This window comes from Streptomyces sp. 5-10, from assembly GCF_014712245.1.
In the GTDB taxonomy this organism is placed as follows: domain Bacteria; phylum Actinomycetota; class Actinomycetes; order Streptomycetales; family Streptomycetaceae; genus Streptomyces; species Streptomyces violaceusniger.
Genome location: NZ_JACVYG010000001.1, coordinates 281,960 through 307,767, shown reverse-complemented (window position 1 = coordinate 307,767; position 25,808 = coordinate 281,960). Strand labels below are relative to the sequence as shown.

27 protein-coding genes are annotated in these 25,808 nt (G+C 72.4%); 16 read left to right on the top strand and 11 right to left on the bottom strand.

Features of this window, described 5'->3' with window-relative positions; translation table 11 throughout:
• Positions 1 to 285: 285 nt before the first annotated feature.
• The gene (locus IEJ02_RS01465) at positions 286 to 1,179 is read right to left on the bottom strand and encodes a LysR family transcriptional regulator (protein ID WP_191062945.1); all 894 of its coding nucleotides are present in this window, start codon (positions 1,177 to 1,179) and stop codon (positions 286 to 288) included.
• Between the two features lie 88 nt (positions 1,180 to 1,267).
• Between IEJ02_RS01465 and IEJ02_RS01460 the strand changes: the two genes are divergently transcribed.
• The 6 genes from IEJ02_RS01460 (at position 1,268) to IEJ02_RS01435 (ending at position 6,656) form a co-directional block, all read left to right on the top strand.
• Positions 1,268 to 1,645, top strand: a complete 378-nt coding sequence (locus IEJ02_RS01460; protein ID WP_191062944.1) for a YybH family protein — start codon at positions 1,268 to 1,270, stop codon at positions 1,643 to 1,645.
• Complete coding sequence (locus IEJ02_RS01455; RefSeq protein WP_191062943.1) at positions 1,645 to 2,835, top strand: flavin-dependent oxidoreductase; 1,191 nt, start codon at positions 1,645 to 1,647, stop codon at positions 2,833 to 2,835. The genes IEJ02_RS01460 and IEJ02_RS01455 overlap by 1 nt, the downstream gene beginning before the upstream one ends.
• A 203-nt stretch (positions 2,836 to 3,038) precedes the next feature.
• Positions 3,039 to 4,181 (top strand): inorganic phosphate transporter, encoded by a 1,143-nt coding sequence (locus IEJ02_RS01450; protein ID WP_191062942.1) that lies wholly within the window; start codon positions 3,039 to 3,041, stop codon positions 4,179 to 4,181.
• 34 nt (positions 4,182 to 4,215) lie between these two features.
• Positions 4,216 to 4,455 (top strand): hypothetical protein, encoded by a 240-nt coding sequence (locus tag IEJ02_RS01445; protein WP_191062941.1) that lies wholly within the window; start codon positions 4,216 to 4,218, stop codon positions 4,453 to 4,455.
• Between the two features lie 77 nt (positions 4,456 to 4,532).
• Entirely contained in the window at positions 4,533 to 5,375 is an 843-nt protein-coding gene (locus IEJ02_RS01440; protein WP_191062940.1) for a pentapeptide repeat-containing protein, read from the top strand.
• Between the two features lie 105 nt (positions 5,376 to 5,480).
• On the top strand, positions 5,481 to 6,656 hold the full coding sequence (locus IEJ02_RS01435) for a damage-control phosphatase ARMT1 family protein (RefSeq protein WP_191062939.1): 1,176 nt from the start codon (positions 5,481 to 5,483) through the stop codon (positions 6,654 to 6,656).
• A 79-nt stretch (positions 6,657 to 6,735) separates the two neighbouring features.
• On the opposite strand, the gene IEJ02_RS01430 is transcribed toward IEJ02_RS01435, so the two are convergent.
• The 3 genes from IEJ02_RS01430 to IEJ02_RS01420 form a co-directional block, all read right to left on the bottom strand.
• Positions 6,736 to 6,993, bottom strand: coding sequence for a hypothetical protein (locus IEJ02_RS01430; RefSeq protein WP_191062938.1), 258 nt, complete (start codon positions 6,991 to 6,993; stop codon positions 6,736 to 6,738).
• Between the two features lie 208 nt (positions 6,994 to 7,201).
• On the bottom strand, positions 7,202 to 7,465 hold the full coding sequence (locus tag IEJ02_RS01425; RefSeq protein WP_191062937.1) for a hypothetical protein: 264 nt from the start codon (positions 7,463 to 7,465) through the stop codon (positions 7,202 to 7,204).
• Between the two features lie 208 nt (positions 7,466 to 7,673).
• On the bottom strand, positions 7,674 to 7,937 hold the full coding sequence (locus tag IEJ02_RS01420; RefSeq protein WP_191062937.1) for a hypothetical protein: 264 nt from the start codon (positions 7,935 to 7,937) through the stop codon (positions 7,674 to 7,676).
• A gap of 234 nt (positions 7,938 to 8,171) precedes the next feature.
• Here IEJ02_RS01420 and IEJ02_RS01415 point away from each other — a divergent pair, with 234 nt between their 5' ends.
• The gene (locus IEJ02_RS01415) at positions 8,172 to 8,840 is read left to right on the top strand and encodes a pentapeptide repeat-containing protein (protein ID WP_191062936.1); all 669 of its coding nucleotides are present in this window, start codon (positions 8,172 to 8,174) and stop codon (positions 8,838 to 8,840) included.
• A gap of 51 nt (positions 8,841 to 8,891) precedes the next feature.
• Here the strand turns inward: IEJ02_RS01415 and IEJ02_RS01410 are convergent, their stop codons facing one another.
• The 3 genes from IEJ02_RS01410 to IEJ02_RS01400 form a co-directional block, all read right to left on the bottom strand.
• Positions 8,892 to 9,653 carry an ArsR/SmtB family transcription factor gene (locus tag IEJ02_RS01410; RefSeq protein ID WP_191063113.1) on the bottom strand — a complete coding sequence of 254 codons (762 nt, stop codon included), beginning with the start codon at positions 9,651 to 9,653 and terminating at the stop codon, positions 8,892 to 8,894.
• A gap of 87 nt (positions 9,654 to 9,740) precedes the next feature.
• Positions 9,741 to 10,247, bottom strand: a complete 507-nt coding sequence (locus IEJ02_RS01405; RefSeq protein WP_191062935.1) for a mycothiol transferase — start codon at positions 10,245 to 10,247, stop codon at positions 9,741 to 9,743.
• A 133-nt stretch (positions 10,248 to 10,380) separates the two neighbouring features.
• The gene (locus IEJ02_RS01400) at positions 10,381 to 11,202 is read right to left on the bottom strand and encodes a maleylpyruvate isomerase family mycothiol-dependent enzyme (RefSeq protein WP_191062934.1); all 822 of its coding nucleotides are present in this window, start codon (positions 11,200 to 11,202) and stop codon (positions 10,381 to 10,383) included.
• A gap of 244 nt (positions 11,203 to 11,446) precedes the next feature.
• On the opposite strand from IEJ02_RS01400, the gene IEJ02_RS01395 reads away from it, so the two are divergent.
• From IEJ02_RS01395 to IEJ02_RS01370, 6 genes are all read left to right on the top strand, one after another.
• A complete protein-coding gene (locus tag IEJ02_RS01395; protein WP_191062933.1) occupies positions 11,447 to 12,178 on the top strand; it encodes a dienelactone hydrolase family protein in 732 nt (243 codons plus the stop codon).
• Positions 12,179 to 12,207: 29 nt separating this feature from the next.
• A complete protein-coding gene (locus tag IEJ02_RS01390; protein ID WP_191062932.1) occupies positions 12,208 to 13,191 on the top strand; it encodes an ABC transporter substrate-binding protein in 984 nt (327 codons plus the stop codon).
• A complete protein-coding gene (locus IEJ02_RS01385) occupies positions 13,188 to 13,997 on the top strand; it encodes an ABC transporter permease (RefSeq protein WP_191062931.1) in 810 nt (269 codons plus the stop codon). Before IEJ02_RS01390 ends, IEJ02_RS01385 begins: the two co-directional genes overlap by 4 nt.
• Positions 13,994 to 14,818 carry an ABC transporter permease gene (locus tag IEJ02_RS01380; RefSeq protein WP_191062930.1) on the top strand — a complete coding sequence of 275 codons (825 nt, stop codon included), beginning with the start codon at positions 13,994 to 13,996 and terminating at the stop codon, positions 14,816 to 14,818. Before IEJ02_RS01385 ends, IEJ02_RS01380 begins: the two co-directional genes overlap by 4 nt.
• A 79-nt stretch (positions 14,819 to 14,897) precedes the next feature.
• Positions 14,898 to 16,532, top strand: coding sequence for a benzoylformate decarboxylase (gene mdlC, locus IEJ02_RS01375; RefSeq protein ID WP_191062929.1), 1,635 nt, complete (start codon positions 14,898 to 14,900; stop codon positions 16,530 to 16,532).
• A 7-nt stretch (positions 16,533 to 16,539) separates the two neighbouring features.
• Positions 16,540 to 17,316: an ABC transporter ATP-binding protein gene (locus tag IEJ02_RS01370; RefSeq protein WP_191062928.1), complete on the top strand. Its 777-nt coding sequence runs from the start codon at positions 16,540 to 16,542 to the stop codon at positions 17,314 to 17,316.
• On the opposite strand, the gene IEJ02_RS01365 is transcribed toward IEJ02_RS01370, so the two are convergent.
• Positions 17,313 to 19,994, bottom strand: a complete 2,682-nt coding sequence (locus tag IEJ02_RS01365) for a carbohydrate-binding protein (RefSeq protein WP_191062927.1) — start codon at positions 19,992 to 19,994, stop codon at positions 17,313 to 17,315. The two genes, IEJ02_RS01370 and IEJ02_RS01365, sit on opposite strands and share 4 nt — an antisense overlap.
• Positions 19,995 to 20,299: 305 nt before the next feature.
• Here IEJ02_RS01365 and IEJ02_RS01360 point away from each other — a divergent pair, with 305 nt between their 5' ends.
• Both IEJ02_RS01360 and IEJ02_RS01355 read left to right on the top strand, forming a co-directional pair.
• Positions 20,300 to 20,935, top strand: coding sequence for a TetR/AcrR family transcriptional regulator (locus tag IEJ02_RS01360; RefSeq protein WP_191063112.1), 636 nt, complete (start codon positions 20,300 to 20,302; stop codon positions 20,933 to 20,935).
• Positions 20,936 to 21,025: 90 nt separating this feature from the next.
• A complete protein-coding gene (locus IEJ02_RS01355; RefSeq protein WP_191062926.1) occupies positions 21,026 to 22,261 on the top strand; it encodes a cytochrome P450 in 1,236 nt (411 codons plus the stop codon).
• On the opposite strand, the gene IEJ02_RS01350 is transcribed toward IEJ02_RS01355, so the two are convergent.
• Genes IEJ02_RS01350 through IEJ02_RS01340 form a run of 3 tightly spaced genes read right to left on the bottom strand, consistent with a single transcriptional unit; the run spans position 22,251 to position 24,630 of the window.
• Positions 22,251 to 22,532: a non-oxidative hydroxyarylic acid decarboxylases subunit D gene (locus tag IEJ02_RS01350; RefSeq protein WP_191062925.1), complete on the bottom strand. Its 282-nt coding sequence runs from the start codon at positions 22,530 to 22,532 to the stop codon at positions 22,251 to 22,253. The genes IEJ02_RS01355 and IEJ02_RS01350 overlap by 11 nt on opposite strands.
• A 47-nt stretch (positions 22,533 to 22,579) precedes the next feature.
• Entirely contained in the window at positions 22,580 to 24,004 is a 1,425-nt protein-coding gene (locus IEJ02_RS01345; RefSeq protein WP_191062924.1) for a non-oxidative hydroxyarylic acid decarboxylases subunit C, read from the bottom strand.
• A gap of 32 nt (positions 24,005 to 24,036) precedes the next feature.
• A complete protein-coding gene (locus IEJ02_RS01340) occupies positions 24,037 to 24,630 on the bottom strand; it encodes a non-oxidative hydroxyarylic acid decarboxylases subunit B (RefSeq protein WP_191062923.1) in 594 nt (197 codons plus the stop codon).
• A 150-nt stretch (positions 24,631 to 24,780) separates the two neighbouring features.
• Here IEJ02_RS01340 and IEJ02_RS01335 point away from each other — a divergent pair, with 150 nt between their 5' ends.
• Positions 24,781 to 25,671 (top strand): helix-turn-helix transcriptional regulator, encoded by an 891-nt coding sequence (locus IEJ02_RS01335; RefSeq protein WP_191062922.1) that lies wholly within the window; start codon positions 24,781 to 24,783, stop codon positions 25,669 to 25,671.
• The last annotated feature ends 137 nt before the right edge of the window (positions 25,672 to 25,808 follow it).

Genomic DNA, 25,808 nt, shown 5'->3' with positions numbered 1-25,808 from the left:
AGCGTCGCGATGTGCGGATCGTCAGGGGGTGACCGGCGATCGCGAGAGGAATGACCGGCGTGGTTTCGGGGGCGCGGGGGCGGTGGCCGCGGGACGCGGAGAGTCCCGTTCAGAGGCCCGAGCGCTCACACCCGGTCCGGTCCGGGGCGCGTAGGAATCCCGTCGCGTCGAACCGGTGCCTGATCATGAGCGCAATTGTGGGATCCGCCCTGGTGAGCTGTCAATGGTGGCCACGGGGAGTGCGGTGCGGGCGCACGGAAGGCGAGGGCTCACCCGGCGGCGCGCTCAGGGGGACGAGGCGGACGCCAACGCGGTGCGGGCGCGCTCGACCAGGGCCCGGCCGGCCGGGCCGCTCGGCCCGCCCGCCCGCCAGGCGAAGGCCAGCCGCCCCCGCAGGGCCGGCCGGTCGATGCGGACCGACCGCAGCCGGTCCGACCGGGCCTCGGCGAACGCCCCGGGCAGGATCGCCGCGCCAAGACCCCGCTCGGCGAGCTGCGCCAGCACCTCCGGATCGCTGGCCTCGAAGGCGATGTGCGGGGTGAAACCGGCGGCCGCGCACGCCTCGTCGATCCGGGTGCGTAGCCCCGTGCCGCGCGGCAGGCTGATCAGCGCACGGCCCCGCAGGGTGTCCAGCGAGATGGCCGAGTGCACGGCGAGCTCATGGCCGGGGCTGACCGCGGCCACGATCGGCTGGTCCGTGATCACCTCCAGCTCGACCCCGGCCGGGGTCGTGGCGCCCACGCTGACGATCGCCGCGTCGAGCCGTCCGGTGCGCAGACCCTCCAGCAGCTCGTCCGATGTGGCCTCGGTGAGGGTGATCTCCACCGCCGGATGGGCGTCGTGGAACTCCGCCAGCAGCCCCGGCAGATCCACGCTGTGCGAGGTGACCATCCCGACCGCCACATGCCCGCGCAGCAGTCCGGTCAGCTCGTCCACCGCGAGCCGGGCGCCCTCCACCGCCGCGAGCGCGGCCCGTGCGTAGGGCAGCACCGCCGCGCCCGCCTCGGTCAGCTCCACCGAGCGGCCCGAGCGATCCAGCAGCTGCTCGCCCAGCTCACGCTCCAGCCGGCGGATCTGTGCGCTGACGCCCGGCTGGGCCACATGCACCTTCTCCGCGGCCCGGGTGAAGTTCCGCTCCTCGGCCACCGCCACGAAGTACTCAAGCTGACGCAGCTCCATAACAGATGATTCTAGCAACCAGAACAACCATCTCTTGGACTTCTGGCCGCGCCCGCCGGAGGGTGGAGGGGAAGGAAAGGAGACGACCATGACCGAGACCCGTACCCGCGCCACCACCCCCGAGGATCTGGCCCGGCTGTTCGTGGAGCGCGCCAACGCCGGGGACGCCGAGGGGCTGGCCGAGCTCTACGAGCCCGACGCGGTGCTCGCCTACCCGCCGGGTGCCACCACCGTCGGCCGCGAGGCGATCCGCGCCGTGTGCGAGCGGATGCTGGCGCACGCACCGCGCCCCTTCCAGGTGGAGGAGGCGCTGCCCACCGTGCGCTACGGCGATCTGGCGCTCACCTCGACCCGTCCCGCCGACAACACCGGCGGCCGGGTGCAGGTGGCCCGCCGCCAGCCGGACGGCACCTGGCTGCGCATCATCGACCGCCGCGAGATCCGCCCGGAGTCCGGAGCCGAGTGATGCGTGTGCTCATCGCCGGTGGCGGGATCGGTGGGCTGGCCACCGCCCTGAGCCTCCACGCGGCCGGGGTCGAGACGGCGGTCGTCGAGAGCGCCCGTGAGATCCGGCCGCTCGGCGTCGGGATCAATCTGCTGCCGCACGCCGTGCGCGAGCTCATCGAACTCGGCCTCGGCGACGAGCTCGCCGCCATCGGCGTGGCCACCGCCGAGAACGTGTACTGCGACCGGTTCGGCAGGCGGATCTTCACCGAGCCGCGGGGCATGGCCCAGGGCTACCGCTGGCCGCAGTACTCGGTCCACCGCGGGGAGCTCCAGCGGCTGCTCCTCGCGGCGGTCCGCGAGCGCCTGGGCGCGGACGCGGTCCGCACCGGGGCACGGGTGGTGGGATTCGACGACCCGGGGCAGCGGGAGAGCGTACGCGTACGCCTCCTCGACCGGGCGACGGGGACGGTCGAGGAGACGGCCGCGCGGGCGCTGATCGGTGCCGACGGGCTGCACTCGACGGTCCGCGCCGAGCTGCACCCGCAGGACGGCCCGCTGCTGTGGTCGGGCATCCGGATGTGGCGGGGCACGACACCGGCCGAGCCGTTTCTGACCGGGCGCTCGATGGTGATCGTGCACGACGGGGACGCCGAGCTGGTCGCGTATCCGATCCGCGGCGGCCGGGTCAATTGGGTCTGCCAGGTGCGGGTGGCCGAGCCCGGGCCGCTCACCGGTGACGCGGCCTGGAACCAGGCGGGGCGGCTCGCCGATGTGCTGCCGTACTTCGAGGACTGGCGGCTGGGCTGGCTCGATGTGCCCGGTCTGCTGACCGGCGGCGGCGAGATCCTCGAGTACCCGATGGTCGACCGGGAGCCGCTGTCGTGGTGGGGACGTGGCCGGGTGACCCTGCTCGGCGACGCCGCACATCCGATGTATCCGGTGGGGGCCAACGGCGCGTCCCAGGCCGTCGTGGACGCCCGCGTCCTCGCCCGCGAACTCGCGCGGGCGGACGACGTGCCCACCGCGCTGGCCCGCTACGAGGCCGAGCGCCGCGAGGCGACGGCGGCCGTCGTACGGGCGAACCGGGCCATGAACCGGGCCGGTGCCCGGACCCCCGAGGAGCTCGCCCGCGTCACCGACACCTACCGGGACACCACGGGAGCCGATGTGCGCACGCTCAACGCCCGCCCCTCCCTGAGCCACCGGTGAGCCGTCCGACCGGCGGGGCGGTACGGCACCGGAGCCGGGCGGGGCCGTATGTCCACGGCGCCGACCCGGCCCGGCCGCCTGGCCGGGCGCCAGCGTTGGCGCCCGTCTGACACCGCGCTTAGCGTGGACATCAGACAGCGGTCCTCACGAGACGGTCCGACGCGGTCGAGGTGCCGGACCACTCCTGGTGCGGGAGGTCGGGAATGGACTCCGTCTCCTTCCTTCTGGCGGCCGTCATCCTCACGGCACTGGCCTTCGACTTCACCAACGGCTTCCACGACACGGCCAATTCGATGGCCACATCCATCGCCACGGGGGCGCTGTCACCCCGGCTCGCCGTCCTCGTCGCCGCGGTGCTCAATCTGGCCGGGGCCTTTCTCTCCACGGAAGTGGCCAAGACGATCTCAGGCGGCATCGTCGACGACGCCAAGGTCTCCCCGGTCATGATCTTCGCGGGGCTGATCGGGGCGATCCTGTGGAACCTGATCACCTGGCTCGCCGGACTGCCGTCGAGCTCCTCGCACGCCCTGTTCGGCGGGCTGATCGGCGCGGTGTGGGTGGGCGCCGGTGAATCCGCGGTGCGCTTCACCGCGATCGTCGAGAAGATCGTGATTCCGGCGGTCGCCTCACCGGTGGTGGCCTGTGTGGTGGCCATGCTGGCGACCTATCTCGCGTATGTGATCACCCACCGCGCGGCCGCCCCCGTGGCCCGGAAGGGCTTCCGCGCGGGCCAGGTGGGATCCGCGTCCCTGGTGGCCCTCGCCCACGGCACCAACGACGCGCAGAAGACGATGGGGGTCATCACCCTCACCCTCATCGCCGGTGGTGTGCTCGGCCACGGCTCCGGGCCACCGTGGTGGGTGGTGCTCACCGCCGGTCTGGCGATCTCGCTGGGCACCTATGTCGGCGGGTGGCGGATCATCCGGACCATGGGCAAGGGGCTGACCGACATCCAGCCCCCTCAGGGCTTCGCCGCCGAGACCAGCGCCACCGCGGTGATCCTGGCCTCCTCCCACCTGGGCTTCCCGCTGTCCACCACCCAGGTGTGCACGGGCAGCATCCTGGGCGCCGGGCTCGGCCGCAGGCTGGCCCAGGTGCGCTGGGGGATCGCCGGGCGGATCGCGGTGTCCTGGCTGCTGACCCTGCCCGCGGCGGCGGCCGTGGGAGGTGTCGCGGCCTGGGTGGCGGGCCAGGGCAACGCGGGGGTGGCCTTGGTGGCGGGCGTCGCCGTCGCGGCGGCGGTCGGCTTCTACGCGCTCTCGCGCCGGCGCCCGGTGAACCCGGACAACGTCAACGCCCCGCGCGTCGCCGCACCCGCCGGGCGCACCCTGGACACGACCGTCTGACCCGGCCACGACCCTCGTCAAGGAGCTGATCCGCATGGGCACCACCTGGGGCACGATCGGCGGGGTCTTCGGGGTCAGCCTCGGGGTCACCGTCCTGGTCGTCGTCATGTTCTCCCTCGGCGTCGCGGCCTGGGCCCGCGCCGGTGGCGGCACACCGCGCCACGGGGCGCGCCGCGGCCGTCTCGACACGGTGGCGACGGCCGCGGCGGCGGTGTGCTTCGCCGCCTGCCTGGCGATCGCCGCCTACGGAATCGACCTGATCATTCCCGGCTGAGCCCGCTTGCGACAATGGAACGTCATCGAGCACCGCCCGCCCCGCGGTGCTCTGGTCCACGCGGGAGATCACGCACGGTGTCAGATACGACCGAACCCCCCTCCGCCGGCCCGGCCGCCGCGGACCGCCCCGCCCTGCGGGCCGACTGCGCCGACTGCTTCGGGCTGTGCTGTGTCGCCCTGCCCTTCGCGGCCTCCACGGACTTCGCGATCGACAAGGACGCGGGGGAGCCCTGCCGCAACCTCCGGGCCGACTTCCGCTGCGGAATCCACTCCCGGCTGCGCGCGGAGGGCTTCCCGGGCTGCACGGTCTACGACTGCTTCGGCGCCGGGCAGAAGGTCTCCCAGCTCACCTTCGAGGGCCGGGACTGGCGGCGGCACCCCGGGACGGCCTCGGAGATGTTCGCCGTCTTCCCCGTCATGCGCCACCTGCACGAGCTGCTCTGGTACCTCACCGAGGCGCTGGCCCTGCCGGCCGCCCGGCCCGTCCACGGCGCCCTGCGCGAGGCGCTGCGGGAGACCGAGCGCCTCACCCTCGGCAGCGCCTCCGAGCTGAGGGAGCTCGATGTGGCGGCCCACCGCGACCGGGTCAACCAGCTGCTGCTGCGCACGAGCGAGCTGGTACGGGCCCGGATCCCCGGCAAGAAGAAGAACCGCAGGGGAGCCGATCTCATCGGCGCCGACCTGAGGGGAGCCGATCTGCGGGGCGCCAACCTCCGCGGCGCCTGTCTCATCGCGGCGGACCTCACCCGGGCCGATCTGACGGCGGCCGATCTGATCGGGGCCGACGTCCGCGATGCCGACCTGAGCGCGGCCGACCTGCGGGGAGCCGTCTTCCTCACCCAGGCCCAGCTGAACGCGGCCAAGGGCGACGCCACCACCCGGCTGCCGCCGTCCCTCACCCGCCCCGCGCACTGGTGACCCCGCCGCGCGCACTGGTGACCCCGCCCCGCGCACTGGTGACCCTGCCCCGCGCACTGGTGGTGACCCCGCCGCGCCACCGCGCGGTGTGCGACCCTGGCTGCCATGTCCGACACCGTCGACGCGCCCGTGATCCGCAGCGATGAACCCGGATCGTTCGCCCGGAGCGTGCTGGCCGAGCGCCACCCCGCACTGATCGAGAAGGTGCGCGACGCCTTCCCGTACGGCCCCGGGCAGCACCGCGCCCTCGACGCGCTGCGCGACAACGCCGCCGAGGGCACCATCGCCCCGCTCCCGCCCACCGCGTACGACCACGACCGGTGGGCGGTGTGGGGCCGGGAGCACTTCGGCCGGTCCTGGTTCGACGTCCCGTTCCTGTGGGCGGAGAGCTACTTCTACCGCCGGCTCCTGGAGGCCGTGGGCTTCTTCGCGGACGGCCCCTGGCGGGGCGTCGACCCGTTCCGCCCCTTCAAACAGGCCGAGCTGGACACCCCCGAGACCGAGGCCGAACTGGCCACGCTCGACGACATCCTGCGCAAGCCCGCCGGGGAGCAGGCGGACGCGCTGGTGCACGGCTCGCTCTGGGGCAACCGCGCGGACCTGGGCTTCCGCATCTCCTCGTCGGCCGCGGCCGCGCCCGGCGCCGACACCCCGCCGCTGGTCGCGGACGACTCGGAGGCGCTGTGGTCGCTGCTGCCCGTCGGCTCCCCGGCCACGCTGTGCGTGGTGGCGGACAACGCCGGGCGGGAGCTGCTCCCCGACCTCGTCCTCATCGACCATGTGCTCCACCACGGGCGCGCCGAGCGGGTGGTGCTCCAGGTGAAGCCGTATCCGTACTACGTCTCCGACGCCACCACCGAGGATGTCGTCGACTGTCTGCGCCGTCTGGTGCGGGCGGAGGGCGCCGCTTCCGGGACCGGCAGGCGGCTGTGGGCCGCCATGGGCGACGGGCGGCTCACGGTGCGGGCGCACGACTTCTTCCGCGCCCCACTGCCGTACGAGGAGATGCCGGACGATCTGCGGAGCGAGTTCGCCGGGGCCACGCTCACCGTCATGAAGGGCGATCTGAACTACCGCCGCCTCGTCGGCGACCGGCTGTGGCCCCCGACCACCTCCTTCGCCGACCGCACCGGGTACTTCCCCGGCCCGGTGGCCGCGCTGCGCACCCTGAAGTCGGATGTCGTCGTCGGGCTCGACGCGCGGACCGTGGCCGCGCTGGACGCGAACGAGGACCACTGGCGCACCAGCGGCGCCCATGCGCTGATCCAGGTACGGCGGTGAGGCACGCGCTCCCCCCGCCCCTGAGGGGCGGGGGGAGCGCGGTGGGCCGGTGACCGTGGTCGCCGGCCCCTGCCCCGCGTCAGCCGCCGATGGCGTTGACGCAGGTGCTGCCGATGTTGATCTCACCCGTCGGGCCTGCCACGGCCGTGGAGGTGGTCGCGCCGGTGGCGGTGTCGCAGTCGTTGCTCTGGAAGATGAGGCTGGACAGGTTGAAGGTGGTAGGAACGTCGGCGCTTCTGTCCGAGCCGTAGCCGTTGGCGGCCGCGGTGCCGGTGCCGAGGAGCACCAGGGTGCCGGCGGTGGCGGCCAGCAGGGCGGCCTTCTTCGCGATCTGCATGGTTTCCTCCGTGTTGGGTCGCGGAGCGAGACATCTGACGATCAGATTTAACGGAGGAAATCTGGAAAAAGTCGGGTAAGCGCACCGGGGAGTGGCCCGTTCGGCGTACCAAGCCATCGAGTCGAAGATGGGTGCGCTCCCCCCGCCCCCGAGGGGCGAGAGGAGCGCGGTGGGCCGGTGACCGTGGTCGTCAGCGGCTGTTCCTGCGTCAGCCGCCGATGGCGTTGATGCAGGTGCTGCCGATGTTGATCTCACCCGTCGGAGCGCCGACGGCGGTGGCGGTGGTCGCGCCGGTGGCGGTGTCGCAGTCGTTGCTCTGGAAGATGAAGCTGTCGATGTCGAAGCTGGTGGGGACGCCGGTGCTCCTCTCGGAGCTGCCGCCGTAGCCGTTGGCGGCCGCGGTGCCGGTGCCGAGGAGCACCAGGGTGCCGGCGGTGGCGGCCAGCAGGGCGGCCTTCTTCGCGATCTGCATGGTTTCCTCCGTGTTGGGTCGCGGAGCGAGACATCTGACGATCAGATTTAACGGAGGAAATCTGGAAAAAGTCGGGTAAGCGCACCGGGGAGTGGCCCGTTCGGCGTACCAAGCCATCGAGTCGAAGATGGGTGCGCTCCCCCCGCCCCCGAGGGGCGAGAGGAGCGCGGTGGGCCGGTGACCGTGGTCGTCAGCGGCTGTTCCTGCGTCAGCCGCCGATGGCGTTGATGCAGGTGCTGCCGATGTTGATCTCACCCGTCGGAGCGCCGACGGCGGTGGCGGTGGTCGCGCCGGTGGCGGTGTCGCAGTCGTTGCTCTGGAAGATGAAGCTGTCGATGTCGAAGCTGGTGGGGACGCCGGTGCTCCTCTCGGAGCTGCCGCCGTAGCCGTTGGCGGCCGCGGTGCCGGTGCCGAGGAGCACCAGGGTGCCGGCGGTGGCGGCCAGCAGGGCGGCCTTCTTCGCGATCTGCATGGTTTCCTCCGTGTTGGGTCGCAGAGCGAATAAATCGGACAGTCCGATTTAACGGAGGAAGTCCTGGGGAAATGCGTTCAGCACACCGGAGTGTGGGCCATCCGGCGCACGTTATCCCTCAGGTGAGCGTACGGCGGCCCGGGGGCTGCCCCTCCGGCGGTCGCGGAGGGGATGTCGGTCGCGGGTGGCAGTATCGGCCTCGTACGCGGTCCGCCCCAGGAAAGTGAGCCCCGCATGGTGCCGTCCCCCCGTGAACTCGCCGATCTGCCCTTCGCGGACCATCTGCGGCCGTTCGACGGGGACTTGGCGGAAGGAGGCGACTACGACACCGTTCATCTGGACGGCGACGCCTTCGACGGCGCCGTGTGCGACCACGCCCGGTTCCTGGAGTCCGCGTTCTCCTCGGTGACCTTCACCGGGGGCCGTGGCCGCGGGGCCCGGTTCAACGAGGTGTGGCTGGACGGGGTGCGATGGGTCGGCACCGACCTGGCGGACACCGACTGGCTGGACGGCGAGCTGGGCGGCTGTGTGCTGGCCGGTCTTGAGATGTTCTCCGCGCGGCTGCACCGGGTGACCTTTCACCGATGCAAGCTGGAATCGGTGAATCTCCGCACCGCCACGCTGCGGAACGTCACCTTCGTGGACTGTCTGCTGCGCGATGTGGACCTCGGTGGCGCGGGGCTGACGGAGGTGGCGTTTCCGGGGTCGGCGCTGGAGGGGGTGCGGTTCGGCAAGGCGCGGATGGCGAAGGTCGATCTGCGGGGGGCCACCCGGCTGGAGATCGCCGACGGCTATGACGCGCTGGGCGGCGCCACCATCGACAGCGGGCAGTTGATGGAGCTCGCGCCGATGCTCGCCGACGCCTTGGGGATCGCGGTGCGGGACGGTGGGGCCGCGCGGTGAGGCCCGGCGAGCCCCCACGTCCCACGCCCCACGTCCCACGCGGGCCGAGGTTCACCGGGGGATCAGCCAGGGCTGCTGCGGCAGCGGGCTCCCCGTCTCGATCAGCGACTTCAGATTGGACAGCACCGCGGCCCAGCCACCGGCCACCGCGGTCCGCTCGGCCTCGTCGGCCAGGTTCTCATGGGTCACGGTCAGCCGGACGATGTCGCCGTGCGGCTGGATGTCGAAGGTGACCCGGGAGGGCTCGGCGGCGGCATCGGCGTCGGGCGCGGCCCAGGTGGTCACCAGCCGGGTGGGCGGTGAGCTCTCCACGACCGTGCCGACGACATCGGCGGTGCCGGAGCCGTCCGTCCGCTGATGCTCCCACGGGGAGCCGACCCGCCAGTCCGACACATTGCGGTGGCCCCAGTACTCGGCCGTGAGGTCGGCGTCGGTCAGCGCGTGCCAGACCTTCTCCGGGGTGCTCTCGATGTAGATGACGTACACGAACGCGGGCTTGTCGGCCATCGCTTCCTCCGCTTGTCGCTTCACCAGGCTCAGCGCGCGCAGCCGCGGGCGCTCGAACTTGTCGATCCAGCGCTCCTGGATCTCATTGAGGGGGACGGGGTTGAGGTAGTGGAGTTTTTCGCGGCCCCGCCGCACCGTGCTGACCAGATTGGCGGCCTCGAGGACGGCCAGATGCTGGGTCGCCGACTGGCGGGTCATCTCCAGCCGCCGGCACAGCTCGCCCAGCGTCTGGCCGTTGTGCTCATGCAGCCGGTCCAGCAGATACCGCCGGGTCTGGTCGGCCAGCGCCTTGAAGACCTTGTCCATCTCTGAGCTCACACCGAACGTTATGCAGGTGATTGCCTGCATGTCAATGCGGGCGAGGCGACGGTCTCTGTTCCCGGTGGTCTCGCGCTATCGCCTGCGGATCGCGCCGCGGATGAACGCCGCCTGCCCGGCGTGCTGCAGATCGTCCGCGATCACACTGACCAGCCGGACACCGAGGGTCACCGCCGGGGTCCACCGCTCGTCCACGATCCGGTCGAGATCGGCCTCGCGCAGGCCGCGCACGTACGCCAGCGTGTTCTCGTGGACGGCGTCGTAGTACCCGGTGAGCAGCTCGGCGTCCGCCCGCACCGCCGCCACGTCCTTGCTCCGGTGGCCGTAGCCGGTGGCCTCGGGCGGGAACGGCAGGCCGAACCGCTCGGCCCAGCCCTCGGACGTCCACAGCTGTTCGGTGCCCGCGGCGTCGGCGATGTGGTCGTCCTGGATCCGGGTCAGATGCCACACCAGCCAGGCGATCGAGTTGGCCCCGCTGTCGAGCCGTACGGCCAACTCGTCCTCCGAGAGCCCGTCCACGGCCGACCGCACCTCCTCGCGCACCCGCTCGAAGGCGTCGGCCAGCAGATCGGCGCTGTTCATTCGCGGCTCCCTCGCTCGTGGTCAGCTCCCGGCCATGGTCGCACCCCGCGGCCTGGGCCGCGGGACGCCGACGCGCCGGGCGCGGTTCACACGGGCTCGCCGGGCACGGCTCACACGGGCTCGCCGAGGCGGTTCACACGGGCGGGACGAGGGTGAAGTAGCGGTCGAGCACCGCCTGGTCGCCGGTCACCTTGTCGAGCCGGTCCGCGGGGAGCCGCTGCCACAGGAACAGCATCAGGTCCGACGCGGTCCCGGCCAGCTCCACATCGTGGGACGCCCCGTCGGTGTCCTCGTCCGCGGCGCCGGTGGTGAGCCGTACGTCGTCGCCGTCGAAGCGGACCGCCCACAGCTCCGGACCGTCGGTCCGGCGGAACCGGAACGACTCGCCCGCCCCGGCCGGGGCCTCCCGCCACGCCCGCCGGGCCGGGGCCATCACCTCGAAGGTCTGGGCCACGGCGTCCACCGCGAGGTCGGGCTCCATAGGCCGGGTCCGCCCGCCGGCCGCCTGCTCGGCGTCCCAGCGGTGCAGGGCCGCCTCGATGGTCTGCATCCGCAGCCAGAATCCCACGGTCCGCTCCGCCGACCAGGTCCACACCGCCAGCCCCGGATCCTCGCTCCGGAACAGCGCCTCGAGCCGGGCGGCCCCTTCGGCGAACCAGTCGACCAGGCTCACCGGCACCGGGCCGTGATGCGGCCCGCCCGTGGGCGCCGGCCAGCCCTCGCGGTCCTCGGGAAGCTCGAAGAGGGTGGCGTCCGTGATGTCCGGCTGCTGGTCGAGCCGTTCCCGGATGACGCGGGCGACCAGGCGATGCACCCCGCCCAGGTGCAGCACCAGATCCGACATCGTCCAGCCGGGGCAGGAGGGGATCAGCGGCGCGTCCGACCCGTCGGCGGCGCCACGGGCCGCCTGCTCGAACGCCACGATCTCACGGTGGAAATGGGCTGAATGGTCCATGGCCCGCACTCTGCCAGGCGCCGACCGCCGTTGCCATACGCCGCCCGGCCACTCGGTGCGCCTTCGCTGTCGGCAGACCGAATCGGCCCCCGGCGAAGCGGCACGGGCCCGGCACGCCGCCGCTGTTAGCTTCCCCCCATCCGGCTCGAAGTCCAGGAACGCCCCAGAGCACACACTTCGACGCCCAGAAGCCCCAGAAGCCCCAGAAGCCCCAGCCCAAGGACAAGGACAAGGAAACGCGGCGATGGTGACGACCAGACGCATCGAATACCCCGTGGACGGCACGACCATGGTGGGCCATCTGGCACTGCCCGGGGGCACGGACCGGCGCCCCGCGGTGCTGATCGCCCATGAGGGGCCCGGCATCACCGACCACCAGCGTGAGCGCGCCGACCGGCTCGCCGAACTCGGCTATGTGGCCTTCGCCCTCGACTACCACGGCGGCGGACGGTTCATCGAGGACCGCGAGGAGATGTTCGCACGGGTCGACGAACTGCTCGCCGACCCCGACCGCATGCGCGCCCTCGCCGGAGCCGGGCTCGCGGTGCTGACCGCGGAGCCCCGGGCCGACACCTCGCGGCTGGCCGCCATCGGCTACTGCCTGGGCGGCACCATGGCCCTCGAACTCGCCCGGAGCGGCGCGGACCTCAAGGCCGTGGTCGGCTTCCACCCCGGTCTGCAGAGCACCCGGCCCGAGGACGCCGCCAACATCACCGGCAAGGTCCTGGTCTGTGTGGGGTCCGAGGACCCGTTCATCCCGGTCGAGCGGCGTCTGGCCTTCGAGGAGGAGATGCGGGCCGCCGGGGTGGACTGGCGCATGCACCTCCACGGCGGCGCCCCGCACAGCTTCACCCACCCCGACCTCGAACCCGATCCCGTGGCCCGCCCGGGGATCGGCTACCACCGGCCCTCCGCCGAACGCGCCTGGCGGGCCATGCTCGACCTGTTCGACGAGGTGTTCCCGACCATGGTGTGAACGGCGCACGGCCCCTATCGTGAAATGCCATGAGAGTCCAACTGCGCTTGTCCCCGGCAAAGTTGGCTGCGACCGCCACGGTCACCGCCGTGCTCATCGCCGGATGCGGCGGCTCCGACCAGGACTCCGGCGCCCCGGGCGGGCCGGAGAAGAAGACGATCACGGTGGCCGGACTGCCGCTCGCCGACGTGGCCGCCCTGCACATCGCCATGGACCGCGAGCTCTTCGCGAAGGAAGGGCTGGACGTCCGCGTCCAGCCGGTCCAGCAGAGCGTCCAGGCGCTGCCCGCGCTCGCCCACGGCCAGGTGGACGTCATCGGCGGCGCCAACTTCGTGACGTTCCTCCAGGCCCGCGAGAAGGGCACCCTGGCCACCCGGGTGCTGGCCGAGGGCGCGCGCAACGCCCCGCACATGATGGATGTGCTGGTGCCCTCCGACTCCACGATCAAGGAGCCGCGGGACCTCGAGGGCAAGAAGGTCGCGGTCAACATCCTCAACAACATCCAGTCGCTCACCCTCAACGCCACCCTCGGAAAGGCCGGAGCCGGCCGGCCCGAGTACCGGCAGGTGCCGTTCCCGCAGATGGGCTCGGTGCTGGAGCGGGGCCAGGTGGACGCCGTGCACGCCGCCGAGCCGTTCGTCACCGCGCTCAAGCGCGAGCTGAAGGCCCGTACGGTGGTCGACGGCAACGCGGCGCCCGTCGCGGGACTGCCGCTCAGCGGCTATGTCACCACCGACACCTTCATCGACAAGTACCCCAAGACCGCCGCCGCCTTCCAGCGCGCCATCTCCGCCGCCCAGGCCGTGGCCGCCAAGGACCGCGGCGCCGTGGAGAAGGCGCTGCCCGGGTATACGAAGATCAAGCCGACGGAGGCCGCCGCCATCGGCCTGCCCGACTACCCGGTCACCTCCAGCGCCGCCCAGCTGAAGCGGCTCATCTCCCTGATGCGGGCGCAGAAGCTGCTCACCAAGGACCTCGACCCCGCCGCCGTCCTCTACCAGCCCGCCGAGTGAGCCCCGCGACGGCCGGGCGGAAGCGCACCGGGCGGGCCAGGAGCGCGCTGCTCGGCGCCGTCGGCGTGCTGGTGGCCTTCGCCGCCTGCGAGGCCCTGGGCCGCTCCGGGATGGTGCGGCGCGCCTACCTGCCGCCCGCCTCGGAGGTGCTGGTACGGGCCGTCGAACTCGGCGGCGACACCGCCTTCCTGAACGGCGTCGGCGCCACCCTCGAGGCATGGGCCACCGGGCTCGCCCTCGCCTGCGCCCTCGCGATCCCCCTCGGGCTGCTGCTGGGCAGTGTGCCGACGGCCGCGCAGGCCGCGCGGGTGCTGATCGAGTTCCTGCGCCCGGTGCCGTCGGTGGCCCTCATCCCCCTGGTGTCGCTGCTGCTCGGCGCCGGCAGCGGGACCACGGTCGCCCTCGTCACCTACGCGTGCGTCTGGCCCGTGCTGTTCAACACCGTCTACGGGCTCGGCGAGACCGATCCGCTGGCCAAGGACACGCTGCGCGCCTTCGGCTTCGGGCGGCTCGCCGTCCTCTTGATGGCCAGTCTGCCGTCGGCCGCCCCGTTCATCGCCGCCGGGGTGCGCATCGCGGCGGCCACCGCCCTGATCCTCGCCGTGGCCAGCGAGATCCTGGCCGGATTCGGCGAGGGCCTTGGCACCTTCATCGCCCAGGCGGGCATGGCCACCGACGGCACCCGCGATGTGCTGGCCGGAGTGGTGTGGGCGGGAGCGCTCGGCCTCGTCATCAACCTCGCGCTCACCGCGGTCGAACGGCGGCTGTTCCCCTGGGCGCCCGAGCACCGCGGGAGCCGCGCATGACCACGCCGGCCACTTCGGCCGGGGCCGCACGGCGGCTGCCCCGGACCCTCGCGCTGCGGCTCGGCGTCCCGGCGGTGGCGGTGGTGCTGTGGCAACTCGCCGCGCGGGCCCATGGCAGCGTCTTCTTCCCGACGCCCTCCCGGATCGTCGAACACGGCTTTCACCTGTGGTTCTCCGGCCCCGCCGAACGGGCGTTCCTCACCGACGCGGCGGTCCGCGATCTGCTGCCCAGCCTCGGCCGGGTGCTCGCCGGATTCGCCCTCGCCGCGGCCGGTGGCATCGTGCTCGGGCTCGCGCTGGGCCGCTCGCGCACCGTGTACGCGCTGTGCGATCCTGTGCTGCAGTTCGCCCGCGCCGTGCCCCCGCCCGCGCTGGTGCCCGTCTTCGTCGTGGTCTTCGACCTCGGCACGCCGATGCAGCTGGCCTCCATCGTCTTCGGCGCCATCTGGCCCGTACTGATCAACACGGCCGAGGGGGTCCGTGGCATCGACCCGCTGCGGCTGGAGGTCGCCGCCACCGTGCGGATGCGGCCGGCCGAGCGCATCGTGCTGCTGTATCTGCCCGCCGCGCTCCCGCGTATCTTCGCCGGGCTGCGGCTGAGCCTGTCGCTCTCGCTCATCCTGATGGTGTTCTCGGAGCTGCTGCCCGGCACCGCCGACGGCATAGGCTTCTCGCTCACCGACGCGCAGACCCGCTCCGATCTGCTCACGGTGTGGGCCGTGATGGTGCTGCTCGGCGCGCTCGGGCACCTGCTCAACACCGCACTGCTCGCCGTCGAGCGCCTGACTCTCGGCAGACACCGCGCCGCGCACCGCACCTGACCACCCGTACGTACGCGGGACACGCCCCCATCCAGCAGAGGCAGGACCCGCCCCCACACCCAGCAGAGGAGGTGGCCCCATGGCCGAGCCCACCGCCCACCCCCCGACCACGACGGTCCGCGAGGCGGTGCTGGCCCTGTGCCGCGCCACCGGGATGACGACCGTCTTCGGCAACCCCGGCTCCACCGAGTTGCGGATGTTCCGCGACTGGCCCGAGGACTTCCGCTACGTGCTCGGCTTGCAGGAGTCCACCGCCGTCGCCATGGCCGCGGGCCACGCCCTGGGCACCGGGCGGGCGGCGCTGGTCAGCCTGCACTCCGCCGGGGGAGTGGGCCACTCCCTGGGAGCGGTGTTCAACGCCTACCGGGACCGGGTGCCGGTGGTGATCATCGCGGGGCAGCAGTCGCGTGCGCTGCTCCCGCTGCGGCCCTTCCTCGGCGCCGACGAACCGGCCCGGTTCCCGCGCCCGTACGTGAAGTTCAGCAGGCAGCCGGAGCGGGCCGCCGATGTGCCGGCCGCGCTCGCCGAGGCCCACCGCGTCGCCATGAGCCACCCCCGGGGCCCGGTCTTCCTCTCCGTACCGGAGGACGACTGGGACCGCCCCGCCGAGCCGGTCGCCCCGCGCACCGTCCACGGCGGCTACACCGCCGACCCCGACGCGCTCACCGGTCTCGCCCGCGCACTCGACGCCTCGGCACGCCCCGCGCTGGTCGTCGGGCCGGGCGTGGACGACGAGCGCGCGGTACGGGAAGTGGCGGAGCTGGCCGAGCGGCTGCGGGCCGCGGTATGGATCAGCCCGCTCTCCGGACGCTCCGGCTTCGACGAACGCCACCCGCTCTTCCAGGGCTTTCTGCCGCCCGTCGCCGACCAGCTGGCGCAGCGGCTGGCCACCCATGACGTGGTGGTCGCGCTCGGCGCGCCACTCTTCACCTACCACGTGCACACCGAGGCCCCGCCGCTCGCCGACGGCACCGAGCTGTACCACCTCGACTGCGACCCCGCGCAGGCCGCGTGGCTCCCGGTGGGCACCAGCATCGTCACCACCCTCCGCCCCGCCCTGCGCACCCTCACCGATCTCGTCCGGCCCGCCGACCGGCCCGCGCCACCGCCGCGGCCCGCCCCCGGGCCGCTGCCGGCCACTTCGGCGGAGGAGATCTCCGCCGAGCTGGTGATGGACCTGCTGCGCCAGCGGCTGCCCCGGGACACCGTGCTGGTCGAGGAGACCCCCAGCCACCGCGACGCCCTCCACGCCCGCCTCCCCATCAGCGGCGAGGGCCGCTTCCTCACCACCGGCAGCGGCGCGCTGGGCTGGGGGCTGCCGCTCGCGGTCGGCCGCGCCCTCGCGGACGGCGAACGGGTGGTGTGCGTCGTCGGCGACGGCTCGGCGCTCTACTCGGTGCAGGCCCTGTGGACCGCGGCCCGGCACCGCGCCCCGGTGAGCTACGTCCTGCTGGACAACGGCGGCTACGGCGCGGTCAAGGCGCTGGGCCACCGCATCGGCATCGCCCCCGTGCCGGGCACCGACATCGGCGGCATCGACTTCGCCGCGCTCGCCGGGTCCTTCGGCTGCCCGGCCGAACGGGTGGAGCGCCCCGACCGCCTTCCCCAGGCCCTCGACCGGGCCCTCGCCCTCGGCCGCGACGACGGCCCGCTGCTGCTCCAGGTCCGGGTCCCCGCCGACGACTCCCCGGCGTACGAGCCCTGGGCCCGGTGAGGCGGACATGCTGCGGATCGACCGTCTCAGCCATCGCTACGGCGACGGCCCCGATGTGCTCCGGGACATCGAACTCACCGTCCCCGACGGGCAGTTGCTCACCCTCGTCGGCCCCTCCGGCTGTGGCAAGTCCACCCTGCTGCGCTGTGTCGCGGGCCTCCTCCGCCCCTCCGCAGGGCGGATCACCCTGGACGGGGAGGCGATGGACGGCGTCCCGGACCGGCTCGGAGTGGTCTTCCAGGACTACAGCCGCTCGCTCTTCCCCTGGCTCTCGGTGCGGGAGAACGTGGCCCTTCCGCTGCGGCGGCGCGGACTGCCCCGCGCGGAACGCCACGCGGCGGCGGTGGCCATGCTGGAGCAGGTGGGCCTGGCCGACGCCGCCCGCCGCCACCCCTGGCAGCTGTCGGGCGGCATGCAGCAGCGCGTCGCGCTCGCCCGCGCCCTGGCCGCCCGGCCCGCGCTGCTGCTGATGGACGAGCCGTTCGGCGCGCTGGACGCCCAGACCCGGGAGGATCTGGAGGATCTGCTGCTGCGGCTGCACCGGGCCGAGGGGATGACGATTCTGCTGGTCACCCATGACATCGACGAGAGCGTCTATGTGGCGGACCGGGTGGTGGTGCTGGCTCCGGGGCCGGGCCGGGTGCGGGCGGACCTGCCGGTGGCGCTGCCCGCCGAGCGCGACCAGATCGCCACCCGGGGGCTGCCGGAGTTCATCGCGCTGCGGACGGAGGTGGGGCGCGCGGTCCGCCAGGGAGCGGCCACGCCCCCACCTCCTCGGGGCTAACGCAACGTCAGCCAGTCCACGGCGGCCACCCGGTGGCCGCCGGTGGCGACGAGATAGACATCACGGGAGCCGGTCACCGTGCGGGGGAGACGCACCGAACGCTCCCGCCACTCGTCGGTGCCACCGGTCCCGCGCACCGGAAGCGTGGCCGCCACCGGTCCTTCGGGTGAGTCCAGGCGCAGTCGCAGGGAGCAGTCCCCGCAGCCGCCGGACGCCAGCCGTACCGTCAGCGTGTCCGCGCCCGCGCCGAACCGCACGCCCCGGAAGCCGATCGCGTCCCCCGTTCCGAGGACCGAGGTGGCCGCCTCGCCGCGCTCGACGCCCCGGACCACCTCGGCGCGCTCGGCCTGAAGGGTGGCGGCCGCGTCGGGGCCGTCGGCGTAGAGCCGGATCTCGTTCACCGCCCACGGGTTCTCGCCCGGCTTCGTCAGCTCGATCCGCAGATAGCGGGCGGTGCGCTGCTCGAAGACGGCGTCCTGGGTGAAGGAGCGGCCGCTGACCCGGGCCACCGGCGTCCCCCAGTGCTCACCGTCGCGGCTGACCGAGACGGTGAAGCCGTAGGGGTGTCCGGTGGCGTCAAGACCCGCGTCGATCGCCAGCCGGCCGAAGGTCTTGGCGGTGCCCAGATCGACGGTGAGCGACTGACCGGCGGCCTGGGGAGCGTCGCCCTTCCACTGGGTGGTCTGCACCCCGTCCACGGCGGCCGAGGCATCTGCGCCACCCGAGGCGGTCGCCTTCCAGCCGTCGTTGCGGACCCGGGACTCACAGCCCGCCAGCCGGCAGCCGGACGACCAGATGGGCTCGCCGTACTCGTACGCGCCCTGGTCCGGCCCGTCGCCCCGGACCTCGCCGGTCACCCCGTCGACCTTCTCTCCCGCGTCGATGGCGGGGGAGTCCGCGCGCGGCCAGAGTTCGCCGTTGCGCGCGTCGGTGTAGCGCGGATCGGTGGGCGGCAGCAGGTTGTTCCGTACGACGGGGGCGGGGTCGCCGGGGCCGGAGATCTCCATAGGCGTGCGCGCCACGTCGTTGCTCACATACGTCCCGGTGGCGTCGGTGGCGCCGCTCAGCCGGACGGCGGCGGTGGAAATGCCCGTGCCGTACGAGGAGTTGTGGTCGCGGTTGCCGAGGCTGACACCGCTGTGGCCGTTGAAGAAGGTGCCGCGGGTGCCGGTGTTGTACGCCACGTTGTGGTGCAGCAGGAAGTTGCTGGAGGAGTTGTCGATGTAGTAGCCCACCTGGCCGTCCGCGTCATGCACGGTGTTGTGGTCCACGCTGGTGCCCGTGGCGTCCAGGTTGCAGCACACATAGAACGGGCTGCCGTCGCGCGAGGTGCGCATCGCCTCGGAGAGGTCGTTGTAGGCGATCCGGTTGTCGTGGAAGGGCACACCGTTCAGCTGCCAGGCGGTGTCGATGCTCGCCCGGCCGGTGCGCCGGATGGTGTTGTGGGTGACGGTCTGGCCGCTGCCGTTGACCTCGATACCGGGGGTGTAGCTGCCCATCCAGCCCACGTCGTGGATGTAGTTGCCGGTGACGGTGTTGCCGCTGCCGCGCAGCAGCACACCCGTGCCCGCCGAGTAGCCGATGTCGCTGTCGCGCAGGGTGTTGCCCCGGCCGAGGATCTGGACACCGGAGTTCAGCACCCGCGAGGCGACGATGTGGCCCTCGCCCGGCGGGATGGCCAGTTCGTCGTCGCGTGGCATGGGGAGCGTGGAGAACTCCGAGATGTAGCGGGCCTGGATCCCCTCGACCAGCACACCGGTGCTGTCGGCGCCGGTACGCAGCGAGGTGCCCCACAGATCGAGGCCGCGGACGGTGACATGGGAGCTGCGCGAGAGGTCCACGCCCCAGCTCTCGTACTTCGCGGTCACGGTGTGGCCCGCGACACCGCCCTTGGGCGGGACCAGATAGAGGCGGCGCGCGTCCTTGTCGTAGTACCACTCACCGGGCTGGTCCAGCGTGGTCTTGGCGCCGACCAGGTAGTAGTTGCGGTAGTTCTGGTCGCCCATGCACAGCGGGGTGCAGCGGTAGTTGCCGCCCTTGAAGTCGAGGGCGCCGCCCGACGTGGCGGTCACGGTGCCGGTCTGCTGGCTCCACGGGTTGGAACCGGCCCACAGATGGACGGTGGCGCCGGTGAAGTCGCCGTCCGGCAGATCCGGGTCGTCGATGTGCTGATCGGTGGAGGAGCGCTCGGCCACCGCCCAGGACGGATTGAGCGGATCGGGGCCGGAGTTGGGCCAGCGGCCCTCCATGGCGCGCTCGCCGTCCAGGAACAGCGCGTTCTCGCTGCGGTCGAGCGGGAGGTCCACATCGGCGGCCACCAGACCGCCGCCCGCGTCCTTCCAGCCGGTGACGGTTCTCGTGCCGTCCACCGTGACCGTGCCGTCGCCGTACGCGGCGAGCGTGATCGGCGCGTCCTCGGTGCCCGAGGGCGGGGCGACCCGCTCCTGGTAGCGGCCACGGTGGATCAGACAGGTGTCCCCGGGCCGCACCTGTTCGGTGCAGCGGCCGATGGTGCGGAACGGATGGAGCGAGCTGCCGCTGTCGCGGTCGGCGCCCCAGGTGGCGACGTGATACATACGCCCCTGGGGCCGTCCTTCGGCCGATGCGGCGCCCGGCAGCGCGGTCAGGACCGCCGCTGCCGCGGCGACCACGGATATGCGCCTGAGCGCGGGTCTCATCTACAGCCTCCCCGGTTGCGATTCGACCGCAACGTAGGAGAAACATCGGATGGGGTCAACGGCTGGAGAGGAAATGGCTGGAGGTGTGTCGAAGTAACTAGACCATGTTTCCGGCATAGTTACCGCTATCGCCATAAAGGGGCCCGATCACAGATCCGATGTCTCTTGGGTCTCGCTTCAATCAGTTGCTTTATTTAATTCATGCGTTTTAGAGTGGCCGCCACAGCTCACAGGAACCACGGAGACGGGAGGCCACGGTGGCCGACGCACGCACCGTCCGCTCCGCCGGGACCCGCGAGGCCATCATGGCCGCGGCGGAGCGGCTCTACGCCGAGCACGGCCTGGTCGCGGTGTCGAACCGGCAGATCAGCGAGGCGGCCGGGCAGGGCAATGTGGCCGCGGTCGGCTATCACTTCGGCACCAGGGCGGATCTGGTGCGCGCCATCATGCGCAAGCACTCCGAGGCGATCGAGGAGATCCGGCAGCGGATGGTGGAGGAGACCCGCGGCAGCGAGGAGGTCCGGGACTGGGTCGCCTGCCTGGTGCGCCCCGCCACCGAGCACCTGGCCACCCTGGGCGCCCCCTCCTGGTACGCCCGGTTCGCCGTCCAGGTGATGACCGACCCCGTGCTGCGGGCGATCGTCACCGACGAGGCCCTCACCCGGGAGCCGCTGCGGGAGACCCTCTACGGCCTGGGCGGCTGCCTGGACGCGCTGCCCGCCGAGGTGCGGGCCGAACGCGGCGACATGGCCCGCCAGTTGATCACCCACACCTGTGCCGAACGGGAGCGCGCCCTCGCCGAGGGGACCAGTACGCGCCAGCCGTCCTGGGACGACACGGCAGGCGCGCTCACCGACGCCATCACCGGCCTGCTCCTCGCCCCCGTCACACCGCCGTCCGGGAGGCCTCGAGCGTCTGCCCGGCCGCCGCGATCCAGCTGAGCGAGTCCACGTGACCATGCCGTCGAGCGTGGTGGTGGCCGGTGCCTCCACCGCGGGGGCCCACTCCCGACCGACCATCGGAGGAAGACCATGACCACCTCGCCCGTGGCCGACGACGCGTCGGCCGAGATCCCCGCCTTCCCCCAGCCGCGCGCCGCGGTCTGCCCCTTCGACCCGTCCCCGGAGCTGCGCGGGCTGGCGAGCCGGGGCCCGCTGACCCGGGTCCGGTCCTGGAACGACAGCACCCCCTGGGTGGTGACCGGCCACGCCGAGCAGAAGACCCTGCTCTCCGACCCCCGGCTCAGCGCCGACTTCTCCCACCCCGGCTTCCCCAGCCCCGTCCCGCACACGGGCGGCGAACGGCCCTCCACCGACCTGAGCTTCGTCGGCATGGACGATCCGGAGCACGCCCGGCTGCGCCGCATGGTCAGCGGCGCCTTCACGATCAAGCGGGTCGAGGCGATGCGCCCGGTCGTGCGGGAGATGGTGGACGACTTCATCACCCGCATGCTGGCCGGGCCCAAACCGGCCGACCTCGTCCAGGCGCTCGCGCTGCCGCTTCCGTCGCTGGTCATCTCCGAGCTGCTGGGCGTCCCGTACGAGGACCACGAGTTCTTCCAGACCAACAGCAAGGTCCTCGTCTCCGCCGTGGCCACGCCCGAGGAGCGGGCCGCCGCACACACCAATCTGTACGGGTATCTGGACCAGTTGGTGGGGGAGAAGCTCGCCCGGCCCGGTGACGATCTGCTCTCCGGGCTCGGCCGGCAGATCACCGCCGGTGAGCTGACCCGCCGTGAGGCCGCCGCGATGGGTGTGCTGCTGCTCCTCGGCGGCCACGAGACCACGGCCAACATGATCACCATGGGGACGCTGCTGCTGCTCCAGCACCCCGAACAGCTCGCCCGTGTCCGCGAGGCCGACGACCCCAAGGTGGTCGTCTCCGCGGTGGAGGAACTCCTGCGCTACCTCAGCGTCGTCCACCTCGGACGCCGCCGGACGGCGCTGGAGGACATCGAGATCGCCGGCCGGACCATCCGGGCCGGTGAGGGGGTGATCCTCCTCGGCGAACTGGCCAACCGGGACCCGGCCGTCTTCCCGGACCCGGACCGGCTGGACATCGGCCGGGACGCCCGCCACCACCAGGCGTTCGGCGCGGGCACCCATCACTGCCTCGGCCAGCCGCTGGCCCGGATGGAACTCCAGGTGGTCTACCCCGCCCTGTTCCGCCGCGTCCCCACCCTGCGGATGGCGGCGGACCTGGCGGACATCCCGTTCAAGTACGACGCGGTGATCTACGGAGTGTACGAACTCCCCGTCACCTGGTAGCCGTTCCGGCTTCGGGCCCGCGCAGCGGCGGAACGGCCGGGACCTCCGGCGCGGCGCCGATGTCCTCGGGCGTCAGCATGAACTCCGCGGGGTAGGCGTCGCGCCGGGTGCGCCGTGCGGGCTCGCTGGTGCGCCACATGTACAGGCACCGTGCGCACTGGAGCACCTCCCAGGCGCCGGGGACGGGGGAGCCGGTGATGTGCTCGATCGTCTCGTGGGCACAGCGTGGGCACAGCGCGGCCGGGCGCGGGGGAGCGGTGTTGTCGGACATCCGAGGTCCTTCCGTGAGGTGGGGTGGGGCGGGGTGGTGTGGTGTGGTCAGCGGGCGGCGGCGAGCCTCTGCAGCCGGGCCAGCCACTCGGCGGTCTCGGGCAGATCGCGCACCTGGGTGCCGTAGTTGCCGCGGTGGTCGGGGGCGACGGGGGTGGTGGCGTCGATGATGAGCTTGTCGGTGATACCGGGCGTGATGGCCTGCGGGGCCAGCTCCAGCACCGGCAGATTGGGGATCCGCACCAGATCGCCCGCCGGGTTCATCTTCGTGGACAGCGCCCACATCACCTGGGGGAGGTCGAACGGGTCGACGTCCTCGTCCACCACGATCACGGTGGCGGCGTAGCCGAGGCCGTGCGGAGTGGTGAGCACCCGCATGCCGACGGCCTTGGCGAAGCCGCCGTAGCGCTTCTTGGTGGACACGATGACCACCAGCCCGTGGGTGTACATCGCGTTGACCGCCTGGACCTCGGGGAAGTCGCGGCGCAGCTGCTTGTACAGCGGCACACAGGTGCTGGCGGCGATCAGATAGTCCACCTCGGTCCACGGCATGCCGAGGTAGAGGTGCTCGAAGATGGGGCTGGTGCGGTAGGAGATCCGGTCGATGCGGATGACGGGCATGTTCCGGCCGCCGGAGTAGTGGCCGGTGAACTCGCCGAACGGCCCCTCGATCTCCCGCTTGCGGCCCTCGATGACGCCCTCGATGACCACCTCGCTGCCCCACGGCACGGGCAGCCCGGTGAGCGGTGCCCTGGAGATCGGGGCGGGGGCGCCGCGCAGGGCGCCGGCCAGCTCGTACTCGTTCTGCTCGTACTCCATGGGGGTGGAGGCCACGATGGAGATCACCGGCTCGTTGCCGAGCGTGATGGCCACGGGCAGGTCCTCGCCCCGCTCCTCGGCGGTGTGCAGGTGCTGGGCGATGTCATGCATCGGCACCGGCTGGATGGCGAGCGTGCGCCTGCCCTTGACCTCGATGCGGTAGACGCCGACGTTCTGCTTGCCGCTGTGCTCGGGGTCGGCGGGGTCCTTGGAGATCACGGCCGCCTTGTCGAGGTAGAAGCCGCCGTCGCCGTCGTTGAGCCGGATCAGCGGAAGCACCCGGAAGATGTCGGCGTCCTCGCCCTCCAGGGTGTTCTCGGCCCACACCGGGTTCTCGCGCCACTCGGGGGCCACCGGGAAGGTGTCCCAGCGGCGGATGAACTCCTCCACCTGCTCCTTGGTGCCGGTCTCCTTGGGCAGGCCGAGCGCGAGCGCGTGATTGGCCCAGGAGCCGTGCACATTGAGCGCGATCCGCGCGTCGGTGAAGCCCTTGACGTGGTCGAAGTACAGGGCGGGGGCGTGGCCGCCCAGGCGCGGGGCGGCGTTCGCGGCGGCGGCGATGTCCGGCTCGGGCATCACCTCGTCGTCGATGTGCAGCAGCTGACCCTCCTTCCGGAGGGTGTCGAGGAAGCCGCGGAAGTCGTCGTAGGCCATGGGAACTCCAAGTGGGGGAGAGGTGGGGGGAATCAGGCGGCGGTGGGCTTCGGGCCGCGGGCGGCGCGCATGCCCTCCCACCGCTTGGCGGCGGGCGCGGGCAGGTCGAACTGGTCGAGGAGGCGGGCCGTGATGTGGTCGACGATGTCGTCCACCGACCGGGGGTGGTTGTAAAAGGCGGGCATGGGCGGGACCATCCGCACGCCCATCCGGGAGAGCGCCAGCATGTTCTCGAGGTGGATCTCGCTGAGCGGGGTCTCCCTCGGTACGAGGACGAGCCGGCGCCGCTCCTTGAGGACCACGTCCGCGGCGCGGCCCACCAGACCGTCGGCGTATCCGGCGCGGATCCCGGCGAGGGTCTTCATCGAGCACGGCGCGATGATCATGCCGTCGGTGCGGAAGGAGCCGGAGGAGATGGTGGCGCCCTGGTCCTCGGGGGAGTGGGTCACATCGGCGAGCCCGGCCACCTCACGGGCGGACCGGCCGGTCTCCAGCTCGATCGTGGTGCGCGCCCAGCGGCTGAGCACCAGATGGGTCTCCACCTCGGGCAGCTCGGCCAGCGTCTCCAGCAGCCGGACGCCGAACACGGCACCCGTTGCTCCTGTCATGCCCACGATCAATCGCACGGCGGCGCGCTCCCTCGGCTCTCTCGGTGGAATGCTCTCGGTGGAAGGGGAAACGGTGACCACGGGGACTCTTTCGGTCACCCGTTCACCGCACCGCACTCCACGCTAGATGCGGACCAGGGCACACCAGCCGTACACTGAAGACGCGCTATGGACAGAAACGGACACCATGATGTCACCGAGGTTCCGTTCCGGCCCTCCGTGGGAGCCCCGCCGGGAGCGGCCGTCCTGGACTTCCCCGGACTCGCCGCCCGCGCCCGGAGCCATGGCCTCGATGTCCACGCCCCGATGCGGCTCGCCTTCCACCAGCTGATCACCGTGTGTTCCGGGACGCTCCGCTGCTCGGTGGACTTCACCGAGCACGAGCTGACCGAAGGCGGCTGGATGTGGGTGCGCCCCGGGCAGATCCACCAGTTCCGGTCCGCCCTCGGCGCGGCGGACGGCACCGCCGTGCTCTTCCCGCCCGGCTATCTCGGCGCCGCCACCGCCGCGGTCGCCCGGCTGGACCGGCCCGCCTCGCGGTCCCCGCTGGTGGTGCCCGAGGGTGCCGACGCCGAGGCCGTCCGTGGCGTCCTGAACCTGCTGGAGAGCGAGTACCGGACGGTGGCCGGGCCGCTGGAGGCGCATGTCGAGGTGGTGCGCCACCTCGTCGCCGTCCTCGTGCTGCGGCTGGCCCATCTGCCCGGCACCCAGAGCGGGGACACGGCGGGCAGCGAGGCGTTCCGCCGCTTCCAGCAGGCCGTGGAGCGCGACTACACCCGCACCCACCGGGTCGAGGCTTACGCGGACCAGCTGGGCTACAGCGTCCGCACGCTGACCCGGGCCACCCGCGCCACCGTGGGATGCGGTGCCAAGCGGTTCATCGACGACCGGGTGCTGCTCGAGGCCAAGCGGCTGCTGGTGCACACCGATCTGTCCGCCACGGCCATCGGTGAGCGGCTGGGCTTCCCGGACGCCACCGTCTTCACCAAGTTCTTCCGGCGGCGCTCGGGCGAGACCCCGGCCGGGTTTCGCGTCCGCGCCTCGGGCGCGCGGCACTGACGGCCCGCGCGTCACATGCGATGGCGACGGCCCGAGCGTCACGCGTGACGCCGACGGCCCGAGCGTCGCATGCGGCGGGGAAACGCACCGCGCGCCCGCCCGGCGGGGAGCCGGACGGGCGCGCGACGAGGGACCGG

Coding starts and splice junctions, on each gene's coding strand:
- IEJ02_RS01465 (WP_191062945.1), bottom strand. CDS start 1,179: ATGGAGCTGCGTCAGCTTGAGTACTTCGTGGCGGTGGCCGAGGAGCGG.
- IEJ02_RS01460 (WP_191062944.1), top strand. CDS start 1,268: ATGACCGAGACCCGTACCCGCGCCACCACCCCCGAGGATCTGGCCCGG.
- IEJ02_RS01455 (WP_191062943.1), top strand. CDS start 1,645: ATGCGTGTGCTCATCGCCGGTGGCGGGATCGGTGGGCTGGCCACCGCC.
- IEJ02_RS01450 (WP_191062942.1), top strand. CDS start 3,039: ATGGACTCCGTCTCCTTCCTTCTGGCGGCCGTCATCCTCACGGCACTG.
- IEJ02_RS01445 (WP_191062941.1), top strand. CDS start 4,216: ATGGGCACCACCTGGGGCACGATCGGCGGGGTCTTCGGGGTCAGCCTC.
- IEJ02_RS01435 (WP_191062939.1), top strand. CDS start 5,481: ATGTCCGACACCGTCGACGCGCCCGTGATCCGCAGCGATGAACCCGGA.
- IEJ02_RS01430 (WP_191062938.1), bottom strand. CDS start 6,993: ATGCAGATCGCGAAGAAGGCCGCCCTGCTGGCCGCCACCGCCGGCACC.
- IEJ02_RS01425 (WP_191062937.1), bottom strand. CDS start 7,465: ATGCAGATCGCGAAGAAGGCCGCCCTGCTGGCCGCCACCGCCGGCACC.
- IEJ02_RS01420 (WP_191062937.1), bottom strand. CDS start 7,937: ATGCAGATCGCGAAGAAGGCCGCCCTGCTGGCCGCCACCGCCGGCACC.
- IEJ02_RS01415 (WP_191062936.1), top strand. CDS start 8,172: ATGGTGCCGTCCCCCCGTGAACTCGCCGATCTGCCCTTCGCGGACCAT.
- IEJ02_RS01410 (WP_191063113.1), bottom strand. CDS start 9,653: ATGGACAAGGTCTTCAAGGCGCTGGCCGACCAGACCCGGCGGTATCTG.
- IEJ02_RS01405 (WP_191062935.1), bottom strand. CDS start 10,247: ATGAACAGCGCCGATCTGCTGGCCGACGCCTTCGAGCGGGTGCGCGAG.
- IEJ02_RS01400 (WP_191062934.1), bottom strand. CDS start 11,202: ATGGACCATTCAGCCCATTTCCACCGTGAGATCGTGGCGTTCGAGCAG.
- IEJ02_RS01395 (WP_191062933.1), top strand. CDS start 11,447: ATGGTGACGACCAGACGCATCGAATACCCCGTGGACGGCACGACCATG.
- IEJ02_RS01390 (WP_191062932.1), top strand. CDS start 12,208: ATGAGAGTCCAACTGCGCTTGTCCCCGGCAAAGTTGGCTGCGACCGCC.
- IEJ02_RS01380 (WP_191062930.1), top strand. CDS start 13,994: ATGACCACGCCGGCCACTTCGGCCGGGGCCGCACGGCGGCTGCCCCGG.
- mdlC (WP_191062929.1), top strand. CDS start 14,898: ATGGCCGAGCCCACCGCCCACCCCCCGACCACGACGGTCCGCGAGGCG.
- IEJ02_RS01370 (WP_191062928.1), top strand. CDS start 16,540: ATGCTGCGGATCGACCGTCTCAGCCATCGCTACGGCGACGGCCCCGAT.
- IEJ02_RS01365 (WP_191062927.1), bottom strand. CDS start 19,994: ATGAGACCCGCGCTCAGGCGCATATCCGTGGTCGCCGCGGCAGCGGCG.
- IEJ02_RS01360 (WP_191063112.1), top strand. CDS start 20,300: ATGGCCGCGGCGGAGCGGCTCTACGCCGAGCACGGCCTGGTCGCGGTG.
- IEJ02_RS01355 (WP_191062926.1), top strand. CDS start 21,026: ATGACCACCTCGCCCGTGGCCGACGACGCGTCGGCCGAGATCCCCGCC.
- IEJ02_RS01350 (WP_191062925.1), bottom strand. CDS start 22,532: ATGTCCGACAACACCGCTCCCCCGCGCCCGGCCGCGCTGTGCCCACGC.
- IEJ02_RS01345 (WP_191062924.1), bottom strand. CDS start 24,004: ATGGCCTACGACGACTTCCGCGGCTTCCTCGACACCCTCCGGAAGGAG.
- IEJ02_RS01335 (WP_191062922.1), top strand. CDS start 24,781: ATGGACAGAAACGGACACCATGATGTCACCGAGGTTCCGTTCCGGCCC.